16 protein-coding genes are annotated in these 14,281 nt (G+C 75.1%); 3 read left to right on the forward strand and 13 right to left on the reverse strand.

Features of this window, described 5'->3' with window-relative positions:
* Window positions 1-33: 33 nt before the first annotated feature.
* The 6 genes from D1781_RS12670 to D1781_RS12695 all read right to left on the reverse strand — a co-directional run bounded on the left by D1781_RS12670 (window position 34) and on the right by D1781_RS12695 (window position 6,443).
* Window positions 34-867 (reverse strand): DUF4397 domain-containing protein, encoded by an 834-nt coding sequence (locus D1781_RS12670; protein WP_119482608.1) that lies wholly within the window; start codon window positions 865-867, stop codon window positions 34-36.
* Window positions 868-928: 61 nt separating this feature from the next.
* Window positions 929-2,860, reverse strand: a complete 1,932-nt coding sequence (locus tag D1781_RS12675) for a hypothetical protein (protein WP_119482609.1) — start codon at window positions 2,858-2,860, stop codon at window positions 929-931.
* A gap of 5 nt (window positions 2,861-2,865) precedes the next feature.
* Window positions 2,866-4,116: a DNA polymerase IV gene (locus tag D1781_RS12680; RefSeq protein WP_267899800.1), complete on the reverse strand. Its 1,251-nt coding sequence runs from the start codon at window positions 4,114-4,116 to the stop codon at window positions 2,866-2,868.
* Window positions 4,117-4,285: 169 nt separating this feature from the next.
* A complete protein-coding gene (locus tag D1781_RS12685) occupies window positions 4,286-4,786 on the reverse strand; it encodes a GNAT family N-acetyltransferase (protein ID WP_119482610.1) in 501 nt (166 codons plus the stop codon).
* Window positions 4,783-5,355, reverse strand: a complete 573-nt coding sequence (locus D1781_RS12690) for an isoprenylcysteine carboxyl methyltransferase family protein (protein WP_233551320.1) — start codon at window positions 5,353-5,355, stop codon at window positions 4,783-4,785. Before D1781_RS12690 ends, D1781_RS12685 begins: the two co-directional genes overlap by 4 nt.
* The gene (locus D1781_RS12695) at window positions 5,352-6,443 is read right to left on the reverse strand and encodes a type III polyketide synthase (RefSeq protein WP_119482611.1); all 1,092 of its coding nucleotides are present in this window, start codon (window positions 6,441-6,443) and stop codon (window positions 5,352-5,354) included. Before D1781_RS12695 ends, D1781_RS12690 begins: the two co-directional genes overlap by 4 nt.
* Before the next feature lie 75 nt (window positions 6,444-6,518).
* Here D1781_RS12695 and D1781_RS12700 point away from each other — a divergent pair, with 75 nt between their 5' ends.
* Window positions 6,519-7,535 (forward strand): magnesium and cobalt transport protein CorA, encoded by a 1,017-nt coding sequence (locus D1781_RS12700; protein WP_119482612.1) that lies wholly within the window; start codon window positions 6,519-6,521, stop codon window positions 7,533-7,535.
* Between the two features lie 51 nt (window positions 7,536-7,586).
* On the opposite strand, the gene D1781_RS12705 is transcribed toward D1781_RS12700, so the two are convergent.
* From D1781_RS12705 to D1781_RS12715, 3 genes are read right to left on the reverse strand one after another with little or no spacing between them, the layout of a single operon-like run.
* Window positions 7,587-8,030: an OsmC family peroxiredoxin gene (locus D1781_RS12705; protein WP_119482613.1), complete on the reverse strand. Its 444-nt coding sequence runs from the start codon at window positions 8,028-8,030 to the stop codon at window positions 7,587-7,589.
* 49 nt (window positions 8,031-8,079) lie between these two features.
* Window positions 8,080-8,997 (reverse strand): oxygenase MpaB family protein, encoded by a 918-nt coding sequence (locus tag D1781_RS12710; protein WP_233551322.1) that lies wholly within the window; start codon window positions 8,995-8,997, stop codon window positions 8,080-8,082.
* Between the two features lie 24 nt (window positions 8,998-9,021).
* Window positions 9,022-9,675: a hypothetical protein gene (locus tag D1781_RS12715; RefSeq protein WP_119482614.1), complete on the reverse strand. Its 654-nt coding sequence runs from the start codon at window positions 9,673-9,675 to the stop codon at window positions 9,022-9,024.
* Window positions 9,676-9,851: 176 nt separating this feature from the next.
* Here D1781_RS12715 and D1781_RS12720 point away from each other — a divergent pair, with 176 nt between their 5' ends.
* Window positions 9,852-10,832: a TIGR03557 family F420-dependent LLM class oxidoreductase gene (locus D1781_RS12720; RefSeq protein WP_119482615.1), complete on the forward strand. Its 981-nt coding sequence runs from the start codon at window positions 9,852-9,854 to the stop codon at window positions 10,830-10,832.
* Window positions 10,833-10,896: 64 nt separating this feature from the next.
* On the opposite strand, the gene D1781_RS12725 is transcribed toward D1781_RS12720, so the two are convergent.
* Both D1781_RS12725 and D1781_RS12730 read right to left on the reverse strand, forming a co-directional pair.
* A complete protein-coding gene (locus D1781_RS12725; RefSeq protein WP_119482616.1) occupies window positions 10,897-11,133 on the reverse strand; it encodes a DUF3072 domain-containing protein in 237 nt (78 codons plus the stop codon).
* Between the two features lie 60 nt (window positions 11,134-11,193).
* Complete coding sequence (locus D1781_RS12730; protein WP_119482617.1) at window positions 11,194-11,865, reverse strand: HAD family hydrolase; 672 nt, start codon at window positions 11,863-11,865, stop codon at window positions 11,194-11,196.
* A gap of 30 nt (window positions 11,866-11,895) precedes the next feature.
* On the opposite strand from D1781_RS12730, the gene D1781_RS12735 reads away from it, so the two are divergent.
* Complete coding sequence (locus D1781_RS12735) at window positions 11,896-12,390, forward strand: metallophosphoesterase family protein (protein ID WP_119482618.1); 495 nt, start codon at window positions 11,896-11,898, stop codon at window positions 12,388-12,390.
* Here the strand turns inward: D1781_RS12735 and D1781_RS12740 are convergent.
* A complete protein-coding gene (locus D1781_RS12740) occupies window positions 12,333-13,334 on the reverse strand; it encodes a hypothetical protein (protein ID WP_119482619.1) in 1,002 nt (333 codons plus the stop codon). The genes D1781_RS12735 and D1781_RS12740 overlap by 58 nt on opposite strands.
* Window positions 13,335-13,432: 98 nt before the next feature.
* Entirely contained in the window at window positions 13,433-14,269 is an 837-nt protein-coding gene (locus D1781_RS12745; RefSeq protein WP_233551324.1) for a DUF3097 domain-containing protein, read from the reverse strand.
* Window positions 14,270-14,281: the final 12 nt, after the last annotated feature.

The following is a 14,281-nucleotide window of genomic DNA, read 5'->3' on the forward strand; positions in this document are numbered from 1 at the left end:
CGAGGAGCGCGCCGAGGACGCGGAGCCGCGCGGTCAGGAGTGCTGCACCTCGCTCCGCCGCCGCGCCATCGCGCCGAAGGCGGCGACGCCGCCGGTCGCGGCCAGCGCGGCGAGCAGCAGCGCCAGCGGGGCCTGGTCGCCGGCGAGGCCGCCGCCGCCCGCGGCGAGGGATCCGACGGGCGTCTCGGTCGCCGCGGCGCTGTCGAGCGCCGGGGAGACCGTCAGGTCCCCCTTCGCGTCGTCGATGACGAAGAACGTGTGCGCGCTGCCCGCGGTCACCTTCTGGGAGACGGTCTGCGTGTCGGAGCCCGCCTTCAGCTCGAGCGAGGCGGTGCCCGCCGGCACGGTGGCGTACTTCGTGACGTCGCCGAAGCCCGCGCCGCTCGCGACGGTGGTGGAACCGGCCGTGACGTCGACGTCCTTGTGCGTGACGGACGCCTGCACGACGCGGACGCGGGCGTCGCCGCCGTTCACCGCGTCGAGGTCGTCGCTGAACACGGTGGTCTTCAGGTCCGCGTTCTTGCCGATCGCCGCGAGCGTCTCGGCCTTGCCCGCCGTGATGTCGACCTTGCCGCTCACCACGGGCGTCGCGTTCGGGTCGTTCTCGCCGGCGGGGACCATCGCGAGCGCGTAGGTGCCCTGCGGCAGCCGCATGTACTTCGAGACGGCGCCGTAGCCGACGTTCTGCAGGCGGAACAGCGTCACGTCGCCGTTCAGGCTCGACAGCGTGATGTTCACGGCGGCCGTGTCGGGCGACATGTGCGCGAGCCGGACCCAGCCGTCGCGGGAGGCGGCGGAGGCGGGTGCGGCGGGCAGCGCGACGGCGACGAGCGCTGCGGCCAGCACGGCGAACAGGGGGCGACGCATGCTTCTCACGGGGAGCAGAGTATGGCCGCGCCGCCTTGGCGTCCCCCGAGCGTTCTGCCGATCACCCGTTCGGGACGAGGTCCGGATCGGGCGCGAAGACGGCGGTGATGCCGTCGTCGGTCGCGTCGATGGACCGGGTGGCGAAGTCGCCGCGGAGGTCGGAGAGGAACCGCAGCAGCACGCCCGTCTTCGTGCCGTCGCCGGGCACGCGCCGGCCGTCGATCTCGCTGACCGTGACCGCGGTGCGGACGCCCGAGTCGTCGCCGGGGACCGTGCCGAAGCCGCTGATCGTGATCGAGTGGGCGGTCACGAACTGCGCGAGCACGAGCGCGATCCGGGTGTCCACCTGGCCCTGCAGCAGCCGGGCGCGGTCCTGCCCCGCGACCTCGACGCGCGGGTTCCCGGCGAGCTGCGCGCCGACCGTCCGGCGGATGCGCGCGGCCTCCCGGCCCGCCGCCGTCGTCGGCTGCGGCGGGGCGGCCTCCTCCGCGGGCGCGCGGACGGCGCGGACGGCGAGTCGCGTGGCCCCGGTGCCGAAGGAGGCCGCCTCCGCGGAGCGGTCGAGCGCCGCGGCGGCCGCGCCGGTCGGCCGATCGGCGAGCGCGGCGTCGACGACCACGTAGTCGGCGCGCCGCCACGACGGGGAGCTGGGCACGCCGTCGGGCAGCGCGGCGTACCACCCGACGTCCGCGCGGCCGGAGGCGGCGAGGTCCGGCCATGCGCCGAGCGGCACCAGCACGGTCTGCCCGGCCGGGACGCTCGTCCGGATCCAGCGCTCGGCCCGGGCGAGCGGCTGGTCGGGCCCCCGCACGAGCCCGGTCAGGCCGACCAGCCAGACCACGACCGCGGTGACGAGGACCGCGCCGACCGCGGTGAGCCACGCCGAGCCGAGCACGCTGCGGACGAACATCGGGTGGCCGAGCGCGGCGACGCCGACGTCCGCCGCTCGCGCCGTCGCCGCCGCGACGACCGGCAGCAGGAGCACGAGCGGCACCGCGGCGTCGCCCCCGAGGGGCCAGAAGGCGGCGAGGGCGAGCACGGCGGCGACGACCGCGACGCCGCGGTCGCGCGCCCCGACGACGGCGAGCACGACGGCGGCCAGGGCGACGACGAGCGACACCGGGTCGACCCGGAGCCAGAGGGCACCGGCCGCCGCGCCGAACCCGGCCCCCGGCGGCTCGGCCGACGTGAGCGCGTCGAGCCGCGCTGTCGCGGCCGTGGCCGGCAGGGCGGCGACCGCCGCCATGCCGCCGGCGAGCAGGACCGCGCCCGCGCCGAACCCCGCGCCCGCGGCGACGAGCGGGTGCCGGGCCTCCCCCGTCCGGCCGCGCAGCCGCAGCACGAGCAGCACGGCCAGCGGCGCGACGGCGAGCAGGACGACGGGCGCGGACGCCGCCGCGACCGCCGCGGACACGCCCGCCGCGACGAGCGCCGGGACGGTTCGGCCGAGGGCGAGCCCGACGGCGAGGAGCAGCCACACGGCGGCGACCGCGACGGCGGACACCGTCGCGTGCGCCTCGACCGCGATCGAGGCGACGCCGAACACGGCGGTCGCCAGCCCGGCGGCGACCCCGCCGGCGCCGAGGCGACGCAGGACCCACCAGACCAGCACGGCCTGGGCGACGGCGAGCAGCAGCATCGCCCCGTGGGCGGCCGCGAGCACGCCCTGCACCGTGCCGCCCTGCAGCAGGTGGAGCAGGCCGCCGAGCTGCAGCCGACCGAGCGTCGGTGCCGGCAGCCACGACGTCGTGCCGGCGAGCGCGCCGGGCGCCGACGCGAGCCAGGCGCCCGCGAGGTCGAACCGCGCCGCGCCCGTCGGCACCCGCTGCGCGACCGGGCTCAGCGACTGCACGACGACGAGCAGGACGACCGCGGGCAGCAGGGACAGCACCGGGGTGAGCACGGCGGCCGCACGGCCGACGGGCCGGGGCAGCGCGAAGCGCGACGGCGACCGGTGCCGCGAGGTCTCCCGCCGCCTGCCCTGCGCCTCCACCCGCCTCAGCCCTCGCTGTCGGCGAGGCGCTCGCGGTCCGCGGGCCGGTCGAGCAGCGCCGCAGGCATGACGGCCCCCCGGCCGAAGCGGAGGGCGGCGCGGTCGGCGGCGTGCTCCACCCCGCGCCACTGCTCCTGGTCGCTCCAGAGGCCGAGCAGCTCGTCCTCGGCGCGCACGAGCTGCTCGCCCCGGGTGCCGAGCAGGCGGACCGCTCGGCCGCGCAGGTCGGCGGCGTCGAGCAGGGCGACCGTCTCCTCGTGGATGCGGCGCGCGAGGTCGGTCGCCTCCGGGACGGTGTGCGAGCGGGTGATGGTGGTGAAGTCGGAGAAGCGCACCTTGAGCGAGATCGTGCGGGCCCGCCAGCCGCCCTTCCGCAGCCGCACCGCGACGCGGTCGGCCTGGTCGAGCAGCTCCCGCTTCAGCGCGGCGACGTCGCTGATGTCGGTCGAGAACGTGTTCTCGTGCCCGATGCTCTTGTCCGCGCGGCTCGTCGTGACGCGACGGGCGTCGCGGCCCCACGCCAGGTCGTGCAGCTTGCCGCCGGCCGCGGCGCCGACCCATCCTTCGAGCACGTGCCGGGGCGTGTCGGCGAGGTCCTGGACCGTGCGGATCCCGCGGCGCTCGAGCGACTCCCGCGTGGCAGGACCGACGCCCCAGATCGCGCCGATCGGCAGCGGCCGGAGGAAGTCGAGGGCGCCCTCGGGCGGCACGACGAGCAGCCCGTCGGGCTTCGAGCGGGTGGAGGCGAGCTTCGCGATGAACTTCGTCGCGCCCGCTCCGACGCTGCAGGTCAGCCCGGTCTCGCGGCGCACCCGGGCGCGCAGGTCGGCGGCGATCTGCGCGGGCGGCCCGAACAGGCGGACCGCCCCGGCGACGTCGAGGAACGCCTCGTCGATCGACAGCGGCTCCACGACCGGGGTCACGTCGTGGAAGATCCGCATCACCCGGGCGGACGCGTCGCGGTACTTCTCGTAGTGCGGGTGCAGCACGACCGCGTTCGGGCAGAGCCGCAGGGCGCGCCCGACGGGCATCGCGGAGCGGACGCCGTAGCGGCGGGCCGCGTAGTTCGCCGAGCTGACGATGCCCCGCCCGCCCTCGTGGCCGATGATCACCGGCCGGTCCACGAGCTCGGGGTGGTCCAGCAGCTCGACCGATGCGAAGAACGCGTCCATGTCGACGTGCAGCACGGTGGCGCGCGAGCTGTCGACGTCGGCCGCGGAGACCTGCCGCTCGCCCTCGCCGCCCTTCGCCGTCACGGGCTCATTCTCCCGGTTCCCACCGACCTTCCGGGCCGATGGTCTCGAGGCTCGCTTCGCTCGCACCTCGACCAGCGAAGACTGCCGACTGGACGACGTCGACGCAGGGCGCGGCCCGTTCAGGGCCGCGGGGCGTCACGGCTGCGCCGCAGGGGCGGCGGCGCAGCCATCAGCTCTGCCGCAGGGGCTTGACCATCTCGAGCTCGAGGGAGGGCGGGTCGAGGGGGTACGGGGTCGTCCTGCCGGTCATCACGAAGCCGCGGCGGCGGTAGGCCTCGACCGCGCGCGGGTTCAGCTCGTTCACCTCGAGGCGCAGCTGGTCGCCGTGCTGCAGCGCCCAGCGCTCGACGGCGCCGAGCAGCGCGTCGGTGACGCCGGCCGCCGCCCCGCGCACGTCCGGCGCGACGTAGACCGCGACGAGGGTGGGGGTGCCCTCGGCGATGATCCCGGACATCGTGCCGAGCCAGCGCCCGTCCTCCTGCTCGGCGACGAGCCTGACGCCCGTGGGGCGCCCGCGCGCCTGCCGCTGCCAGTGCGACACCGGGTGCCGCTCCGCGGTCGCGAGCGTCTCGAGGTAGGCGATCGGCGTGTCCGCCAGCATCTCGAGCCGGAGGGCGCGCAGCCGCACCCAGTCGCGCTCCTCCACCTCGCGGACGCGGAAGGCGGTCATCGCACCGGCTCCGCGAGCGCCTGCCGCAGCGCCCGCTCCTCGGCGGGGATGCGGAACCCGAGCAGCAGCACGGCGTTCAGCACGGTGAAGACCACCGCGGTGAGCCAGGCCGTCGCGATGAGGGGCAGCACGACGCCCTCCAGGACGACGGCGACGTAGTTGGGGTGCGGGATCAGCCGGTACGGCCCGCGACGCACGAGCGGCAGGCCGGGCACGACGATGACCCGCGTGTTCCAGCGCGGTCCGAGGGTCCTGATGCACCACCAGCGCAGCGCCTGCGACCCGAGCGCGAGCACCGCCATCGGCACGGCGAGCGCCGTGATGAACGGCCGGCCGGCGAGCAGCGGCTCCAGGGCGCACGCGAGGATCAGCGCGGTGTGCAGGGCGACCATCGGCGGGAAGTGCCCGCGGCCGGACTCCCGGCCGCCGCGCTCGAACGCCCACCGCGCGTTGCGGGCGGAGACGCCGAGCTCGAGGAAGCGCTCGACCGAGGTCCCGGCGAGCAGCAGGAGGTACGCGGTGTACGCCGCCCACCACCCGGCGGTGCCGGCGAGCAGCGCTCCGCTCACGCCGCGACCAGCGCCGCGGCGGCCCTGGGCCACCGCAGCAGGACGAACTCGGCGCTGACGCCGGGGCCGAGCGCGAACAGCAGCCCGTGCTCGTCGCCCGCGTGCGGCTGCCGGAGCTCGTCCGCCAGCACGAAGAGCACGCTCGACGAGGAGAGGTTGCCGACCGCGGCCATGGAGGCCCAGCTGCGGTCGAGGGCGCCGTCGGGCAGGCGCAGCCCCCGCTGGAAGGCGTCCAGCACCTTCGGGCCGCCGGGGTGGGCGATCCAGGTGCCCACGTCGGGCACGGCGAGCCCCTGGTCGTCGAGGAAGGCGGTGGCGTCGTCCGCGAAGTTCGCGTCGATCACGTCCACCACGCCCGCGGTGAGGATGACGCGGAACCCGGTCTCGCTCGGGCGGAAGCCGATCACGCCGCCGCTGCCCGGGTAGAGCCGGCTGCGCGTGGCGACGACGTCCGGCCCGGTCACGCCGTCCCGGACGGCCCGGTGCGCGCCGACGAGCACGACGGCCGCTCCCCCGTCGCCGAACAGGCCGCTCGCGACGAGGTTGTCGGTCGAGTCGTCGTCGCGCTGCACGGTGAGGGAGCAGAGCTCGACGGAGACGAGCAGGGCGACGCCGTCCGGGTGCCCCTCCAGGTAGTCGTGCACCCGGGCGATGCCGCTGGCGCCCGCGACGCAGCCGAGGCCGAACATCGGCATCCGCTTGACGTCCTCCCGCATCCCGAGTCGCGGCACGAGGAGCGCGTCGACGCTCGGCGCGGAGACGCCGGTGACGGAGGTGAAGACGATCAGGTCGACCTCGTCGGCCCGCACGCCGGCCCGCAGCAGCGCGGTGCTGGCGGCGGCCTCGGCGAGCCGGGTCGCCTCCTCCACGAACCGGTCGTTCGTCTGGCCGAAGGTGAGGGCGTCGCGGTACTGCTCGAGCGGCAGCACGAGGTGCCGCGTGGCCACGCGCGTCGACGCGTGCATGCGGCGCATCAGCGCCTGCCGGGCGGGGTCGTGCGCGACCATCGGCGCGAGCACGTCGGTGATCGCCTGCTGCGGGTACGCGTGCTCGGGCAGGGCCGTCGCGACGCCGGCGATGCGGGACACCCGCCGAACGGTACCCCGGCATCCCGTGGGCCCGGCGTGCACGGAGCGGACGCCCGCCGTCACTAGTCTCCGCAGGTGCCGATCATCGACAACGCGGTGTACGTCGACGGGAAGCGGACGCCCGATCCGAGCAGCCTGTCCGAGACGTGCGACCTCGTGCGCGCCCGGCACGGCTTCGGGTGGATCGGCCTGTACCGGCCCGACCCCTTCGAGCTGCAGTCCGTCGCGGACGAGTTCGCGCTCCACCCGCTCGCGGTCGAGGACGCGCAGGAGGGGCACCAGCGCCCGAAGATCGAGCGCTACGGCGGCGACCGCTTCGTCGTGCTCCGGCCGGCGCGCTACATGGACGAGCAGGAGCGCGTCGACTTCGGCGAGGTCGACCTGTTCCTCGGCCCCGACTTCGTCGTCGCCGTGCGGCACGCGGAGGCGCCGGACCTGAAGGCGGTCCGGGCGCGGCTCGAGGCGGAGCCGAAGCTGCTCGCCGCCGGCCCGCTCGCGGTGCTGTACGCGGTCGCCGACCGCGTCGTCGACGACTACGGCCCGGTCGTGAACGGCCTCGAGAACGACATCGACGAGATCGAGGACCAGCTGTTCGCGGGCGACTCGGCCGTCTCGCAGCGCATCTACGAGCTCACCCGCGAGGTCATCACGTTCCAGCGGGCGATCGCGCCGCTCTCCGGGGTCCTGTCGCAGGTCCGCACGGAGATCGACGGCCAGGAGGACCTGATCGAGGTGCGCCGCGGCCTGCGGGACGTGCTCGACCACGTCGTGCGGATCCAGGAGCGCGTGGAGGGGTTCCGCGTCCTGCTGCAGAACGCGCTGACCGTGAACGCGACCCTCGTCGGGCAGCGGCAGAACGACCAGATCGAGAAGCTCACCCGCGACTCGTTCGAGCAGGGGAACCAGGTCAAGAAGGTGTCGTCCTGGGCGGCGATCGGCTTCTTCCCGGCGACGCTCGCGTCGATCTGGGGCATGAACTTCGAGGACATGCCCGAGCTGCACTGGAGGTACGGCTACCCGGTCGCGCTCCTCGCGATGCTCACGCTCGGCGTCGTGCTCTACCTCAGCTTCAAGCGCCGCAACTGGCTGTGACGGCAGGAGCGGGGCCGGTCGCGCGACCGGCCCCGCTCCCGCACGGCGGCGCTACTCGACGAGCGAGGCGCGCAGCTCGATGTCGACGCCCGTGAGGGCCTTGCTGACCGGGCAGCCGGCCTTGGCCGCCTCGGCGGCGCGCTGGAAGCCGGCCGCGTCGAGCCCCTCCACCTCGCCCTTGACGGTGAGGACGATGCCGGTCAGCTTGAAGCCGCCGGCGGCCGTGTCCGGGCCGAGCGAGACGTCGGCCGTGACCTCGAGGCTGTGCGGCGTGCCGCCCTCCTCGGCGACGTCGGCGGACAGCTGCATCGCGAAGCAGGCGGAGTGCGCCGCGGCGATGAGCTCCTCGGGGCTCGTGTACCCGTCCGCGCTGTCGGCGGCGCGGCGGGGGAACGAGACGTCGTACGTGCCGACGCCCGAGCTGCTCAGCTCGACCTGACCGGAGCCGTCCTGCAGGCCGCCGTCCCAGGCGGTGCGTGCGGTGCGAGTGGGCATGGTGATCCTTCCCGTGCGGTGCGGGCCGGTTCCGGCCCGTCGAGCAACGCTAGGCAGCAGAGCCTGAGCGTCGGGCCGCGTCGCGCTCCTCGAGCGCCCGGAGGCGGATCCGGGCCTGACCGGGCGCCGCGGCCTCGCCGAGCAGCCGGGCGGTGGAGCGGAGCACGAGCCGCGTCGCCGTCTCCTCGACCGGCAGCACGGGCCGCTGCCGGAGCATCGTCCGCGCCCAGTCCGGCAGGGTCGCGACGGCGCCGCGGTAGAGCGGCGGGTAGGTCGGCCGCAGCGCGCGCGGCAGCGGCGGCCGCCGGATGAAGCGGACCGCCTCGTGCACGCGGTCGTCCGCGCGGAGCAGCCCGGCGTCGCGGATCGCGGCGAGGCGCTGCTCGAGGCCCGCGACGCTCCGGGGCGGGTCGGGCACCCCCATCAGCTCGCCGGCGATCGCCCAGTCGCGGACGTACGCGTCCGCACCGCCGGGGATCGGTCGGTCCGAGTACCGCTGGAAGGCCCGGAGGAAGGAGTCCGCGAAGGCGATGTGCACCCACGACACGAGGTCCGCGTCCTGCGCGGCGTAGTCGACCTCTCGGCCGTCCCCGGTCGTGTAGCGGCCGCGCACGCGCTCGTGGAGGTGCCGCACCCACGTGCTCGCCCCCTCCGCCTGCGCGCGGGAGCCGTAGGTGACCGTCGTGATCCAGCGGATCGTGCCGTTCAGCCGGCCGAGCGGGTCCTCCCGGTAGCGCGAGTGGTCGTGCACGCCGGCCATGGCACCGGGGTGCAGCGCCTGCATGAGCAGCGCCCGGGGGCCCGCGACGAGGGTCGCGATGCTGCGGTGCACCTCCCACACCGCGCTCCCCTCCGCGAAGTACCCGGCGTCGTCGCCGCGCGACAGCTCCTGCACGTACGGCGGCACGCCGGAGGGCTGCCCGGAGAGCACCTGGAGCACACGGGCCTTCAGCGGATCGGTCAGCACCCCCGCATCCTCCGCCGCGCCGCCCTAGAAGTCGCCGCCGAAGTCGCCGCCGCCGAAGTCGCCCCCGCCGCCGAAGTCCCCGCCCCCGAAGCCGTCGAAGGCGCCGCCCGCGTCCTGCGCGAAGTCGCCCGCGCCATCGGCGAAGTCGTTCACGCCGTCGCCCACGTCGGAGGCGAAGTCGCCGATGCCCGGCATCACCATGTCCGCGATCGCGGAGCCGATCACCACGCCCGCGACCGTGCCGAGCAGGGAGCCGCCGATCATGGTGCCGAGCCCCGGGCCCCGGCCGCCGCCCATCGCGCCGCCGCCGCCGAGCGTGCGCTCGAGGAAGCCCGGCTGCCGCAGCTCGGACCGCGTGGCGCTGCGCGCGAGCGTGCGGGGGTCGTCGGTCGCGGGCCGGTCCGCGGCCGCCGCGTTCTGCGACAGCTCCTCGAACACGAGCCGGCGCTGCTGCGGCGTCAGCCGCGCGAACGCCTCCGCGTGCACCTCCTCCACCGCGTCCGGCGGCGCGGTGCGCAGCAGGTAGCGGTAGCGGTCGACCGCGATCTCGTCCTCGCTCCGCGCCGTACGCGCGGGCCCGCGGCCCTGCGGCGCCGACCCGTACCCGGACCAGCCGCGGCGCTGGCCGCTCTGCCCCTCGTCGTTCAGATAGCTCTTGAGACGGTCCAGCAGACCCATCGTCGTCGTCCCCTCCTCAGGCCGTCCGAGCACGCTACGGGCCCGCGTTTCGAGCGACGGCCGAAGACCCTGTGGATCGCCTATGACGCCGCGCACCGGGTTCCCCCAGCGGGCATGCGGCGGACCATCACGGAGCCGTTCGTACGCTCGGCCGCGACCGACAGAGGAGGGACCCCATGACGCGGTTCGGCTACACGTTGATGACGGAGCAGAGCGGCCCGAAGCAGATCGTGCGCTACGGCATCCAGGCCGAGGAGGTCGGATTCGACTTCGCGGTGTCGAGCGACCACTACTCGCCGTGGCTGACCGAGCAGGGGCACGCGGGCTACGCGTGGTCGATGCTCGGCGCGATCGCCCACGCGACCGAGCGGATGGAGCTGATGACGTACGTCACCTGCCCGACCGTCCGCTACCACCCGGCGGTCGTCGCGCAGAAGTCGGCGACGCTGCAGATCCTCGCCGACGGCCGGTTCACCCTCGGGCTCGGCTCCGGCGAGAACCTCAACGAGCACATCACGGGCGAGGGCTGGCCGCCGGTCGCGCAGCGCCAGGACATGCTCGAGGAGGCCGTGCAGATCATCCGCGCGCTGCACACCGGCGAGCTCACCACGTGGGAGGGCGACTACTTCCGCGTCGACTCCGCCCGGATCTGGGACACCCCGGACGGCGGCGTGCCGATCGGCCTCGCGGTCGGCGGCGAGAAGGCCGTCGACCGGTTCGCGCCGCTCGGCGACCACCTCATCGCGACGGACCCGGAGCCGGAGCTGCTGCAGGGCTGGGACGCCGCGAAGGGCGACCCCTCGTCGCGGAAGATCGGCCAGATCCCGATCTGCTGGGCGCCGAGCAAGGACCAGGCGATCGACATCGCGCACGAGCAGTTCCGCTGGTTCGCCGGCGGGTGGGCGGTGAACGCCGATCTGCCGACGCCCCACGGCTTCGCGGGCGCCAGCCAGTTCGTCCGCAAGGAGGACGTCGCCGAGCAGATCGCGTGCGGCCCCGACCTCGACGAGCTGGTCGAGGGCGTCAAGCCGCTGTGGGAGGCGGGCTTCACCGACGTCGCGGTCGTCCAGGTCGGCGACGTGCTGCAGCAGCGGTTCCTCGACGAGGTCGCCGGCCCCCTGCTGGAGAAGCTGCGCGCGGCGGCGCCGAAGGACTGAGCGTCCGTTCGTCACGACGAAGGGGCTCCGGCGATGCCGGAGCCCCTTCGTCGTGCGTGCGGGATCAGGAGTCGGAGCCCTGTCCTCGACCGGTCTCCTCCTGCAGGCGCTCGATCGTCTCGGACGCCTCCGCCTTCGTGATGTCGGCGGGGATCTGCTCCCCCGCCTGGCGGGCGAGGGTGTCGATGTAGCTCTTCTGCGCGCCGGTGGCCGGCTCGTCGCCCGTCACCCAGTCGCTCGGGTCCTTCTCGGTGCTGCTGTGCTCGGGGCCGCCGAGCATCTCCGTGGAGTCGTCGCTCATGGCCGAGAGGTTAGAACACGTGTCCGACAGGCGGCTGAGGACCGGGCCCGGCGCGCGCGATCAGTCGCGGTAGAGCGGGCTGCGGTCGAGCCCGGCCAGCAGCGCCGCCACGTCGTCGTAGACCGCGACGGCGCCCGCGTCGCGCAGCTCCGCCGCCCCGTAGCCGCCGGAGAGCACGCCGATGCAGCGGACGCCCGCGTTGACGGAGGACTCGGCGTCCCAGGCCGCGTCCCCGACCATCACGGCGTCCTCCGCCCGCACCCCCGCCTTCTCCAGCGCCACCCGGATGACGTCCGGCGCGGGCTTCGCGGCCTCCACGTCCTCCGAGGTGGTGACCTCGGAGACGGTGTCGCCCGGGTCGAGCACCTCGATGATCATGTCGAACTCCTCCTGCGGCGCCGAGGTCGCGAGCACGACCTGCAGCCCGCGGTCCGCCAGCTCCCGCAGCAGCTCCTGCGACCCGGCGAAGCGCCGCATCCGCTGCCGCTGCGCCGCGTAGTGCACCGCGTGCCGCTCCTTGACCGCGTCGCCGAGGCGCTCCGCGTCGTCGTCGAGCAGCGTGTCGAGCAGCGTCGACGAGTCCATGCCGATCGCCCGGTGCACCCGCCAGGCGTCGACGGGGTGCCCGACGTCCGCGCACGCCCGGAGCCATGCGTCGACGTGCAGGAAGTTCGTGTCGACCAGGGTGCCGTCGATGTCGAGCAGGACGGCCGTGCAGGTGGCGGTGGGCATCCGCCGATCCCATCAGCCGAGGATGGGAGCGTGCCCACCAGGTTCCTCGTGCTCGCCGACACCCACCTGCCGAAGCGCGCCAAGCGCCTGCCGGACGCGGTGCTCGCGGCCCTCGACAGCGCGGACGGCGTGGTGCACGCGGGCGACTGGGTCGACGAGGCGACCCTCGACCTGCTCGAGTCGCGGTCGCCGCGCGTGATCGGGGTCGCCGGCAACAACGACGGCCCGGGCCTGCACGCGCGGCTGCCGGAGGTGGCGCGCGCCGAGGTCGAGGGCGTGCGGCTCGCGGTCGTGCACGAGACCGGTGCCGCGACCGGGCGCGAGCGCCGGATGGACGAGCGGTTCCCGGACGTCGACGTGCTCGTCTTCGGCCACAGCCACATCCCCTGGGACACCACGACGCCGCGCGGGCTGCGGCTGCTCAACCCCGGCTCGCCGACGGACCGCCGACGGCAGCCGCGGTGCACCTACGCGCTGCTCGCGCTCGACGCGGGCGCGGCGTCCTGGGAGCTGCTCGCCGTCTGACCGTCCCACCACCGCAGCACGCGGAGCGCCCGGAGGGTGATCCAGCGGCTCGGCGCGCCCTCCTCCTCGCCCTCCATCTCGAACAGCACCGGGCCCATCCGGTGCTGCTCCATCCGCCAGAGGCCGCTCGGCAGCCGCTTCGCGCGGAGCAGCTCGACGGCCTCGGCGCACCGCTCGTCCCGCTGGGTGCGGGCGCGCCGGAGGTGGTCGAGGGCCCGGAGCACGTCGTAGTACCAGCGCGTGGGGAACGCGGGCATCGCGAAGCGGGGGTCGATGACCGCGCCCGTCGAGCGGCGCCGGAGGAGGTGCCGCTCGAGCAGGTGCTCCTCCCCCGCGAGCCGGGCCGCGTGCGCCTCGGCGGAGACGCCGCCGGCCTCCTCCCACGCGAGCAGCCCCTCGAGCACGCAGATCGTGGAGTGGAACGAGGACGGCGTGGCCGGTCCCTCGGCCCAGCAGTTCCAGCCCCCGTCGTCGAGCCGCCGCCCGAGCAGCTTCGCGACGATCGCGTCGCCGCCCTGGCCGAAGTACGCGGCGCTCGCCAGGGCCGTGCCGTTGACGCAGGGCTCGGTCTCGCCGTCGAAATAGGGCGGCACGTCCCCCTTGTCCCATCGGACCCCGTCCCGCACCCGCTCGACCGCGACGCGCACCGGCTCGGAGGAGGGGTCGGCGCCGAGGTCGCGGAGCAGCTCGAGCGAGAAGTGCGTGGCCGACCAGGCGTCGAAGAACGGGCGCGACTCGTCGACCCAGCCCGGCCGGTAGACGCCGCCGTCCCAGAGCCCGTCCTCGGCCTGCTCGGCGAGCAGCCGGGCGCCCCAGCCCTCCGTCGCGACCCTCGCGCGCTCGGCGGCGACCTGCTCCGCCGACGCGTCGGTCAGGTCCCGCAGCGCCTGCCAGCGCACCGCCGGGTCGCCGGCGAGCAGGTGCTGCAGCGCGTCGTCGCTCATCGCGCGACCGTAGCCCCGTGGGCCGACGCGCGGTACCCGTGGCCTCGCGCGGTCCGCATGCCGACCGCGCGACGCCGCAGGGACCGCGCGACGGGCGATCAGGCGGTGACGAAGTCGATCAGCTGCTCGACGCGGCCGAGCAGCGCGGGCTCGAGGTGGCCGAAGTGGTCGACGCGGCCGAGGATCCGCTGCCAGGCCCGGGCGATGTCCGCCTGGTCCTCGTGCGGCCAGCCGAGCGCCTCGCAGATGCCGTGCTTCCACTCGGTACCGCGCGGGATGACCGGCCACGCCTTCAGGCCGAGCCGCTCCGGCTTCACGGCCTGCCAGATGTCGATGTAGGGGTGCCCGACCACGAGCACGGTGTCGCCCCACGGCCGGACCGCCGCCTCGGTGAGGCGGGTCTCCTTGCTGCCCTTGACGAGGTGGTCGACGAGCACGCCGACCCTCCGGTCGGGCTCCGGCTTGAAGACCCCGAGGACCTCCTCGAGGTGGTCGACGCCCTGCAGGTACTCGACCGCGACGCCCTCGATGCGGAGGTCGTGGCCCCACACCTTCTCGATCAGGTCGGCGTCGTGGCGGCCCTCGACGAAGATCCGGCTGCCGCGGGCGACCCGCGCCTTGGCACCCTCGACGGCGAAGGACCCGGAGGCGCTGCGCAGCGGCCCGGTCGACTTGGGCTGCGCCTTCGGCACCCGCAGCGCCACCGCCTCGCCGTCGATCAGGAAGCCGGGGCCGATCGGGAAGACGCGCACCTTGCCGCGGCGGTCCTCGAGCTTGACCATGCGGCCCTCGATGCCGACGACGGCGCCCACGAAGCCGCTCGCGACCTCCTCGACGACGACGCCGCGCAGCGCCTCCACGACCTTGGGCGGCGGCGCCTTGCGCTTCCAGCCGTTGTCGGCGAGGACGTCGGTTCCGTAGCGGTCGAAGGTCACCCGACGACGGTA

Origin of the sequence: Amnibacterium setariae (assembly GCF_003581425.1) — a bacterium.
Classification (GTDB): domain Bacteria; phylum Actinomycetota; class Actinomycetes; order Actinomycetales; family Microbacteriaceae; genus Amnibacterium; species Amnibacterium setariae.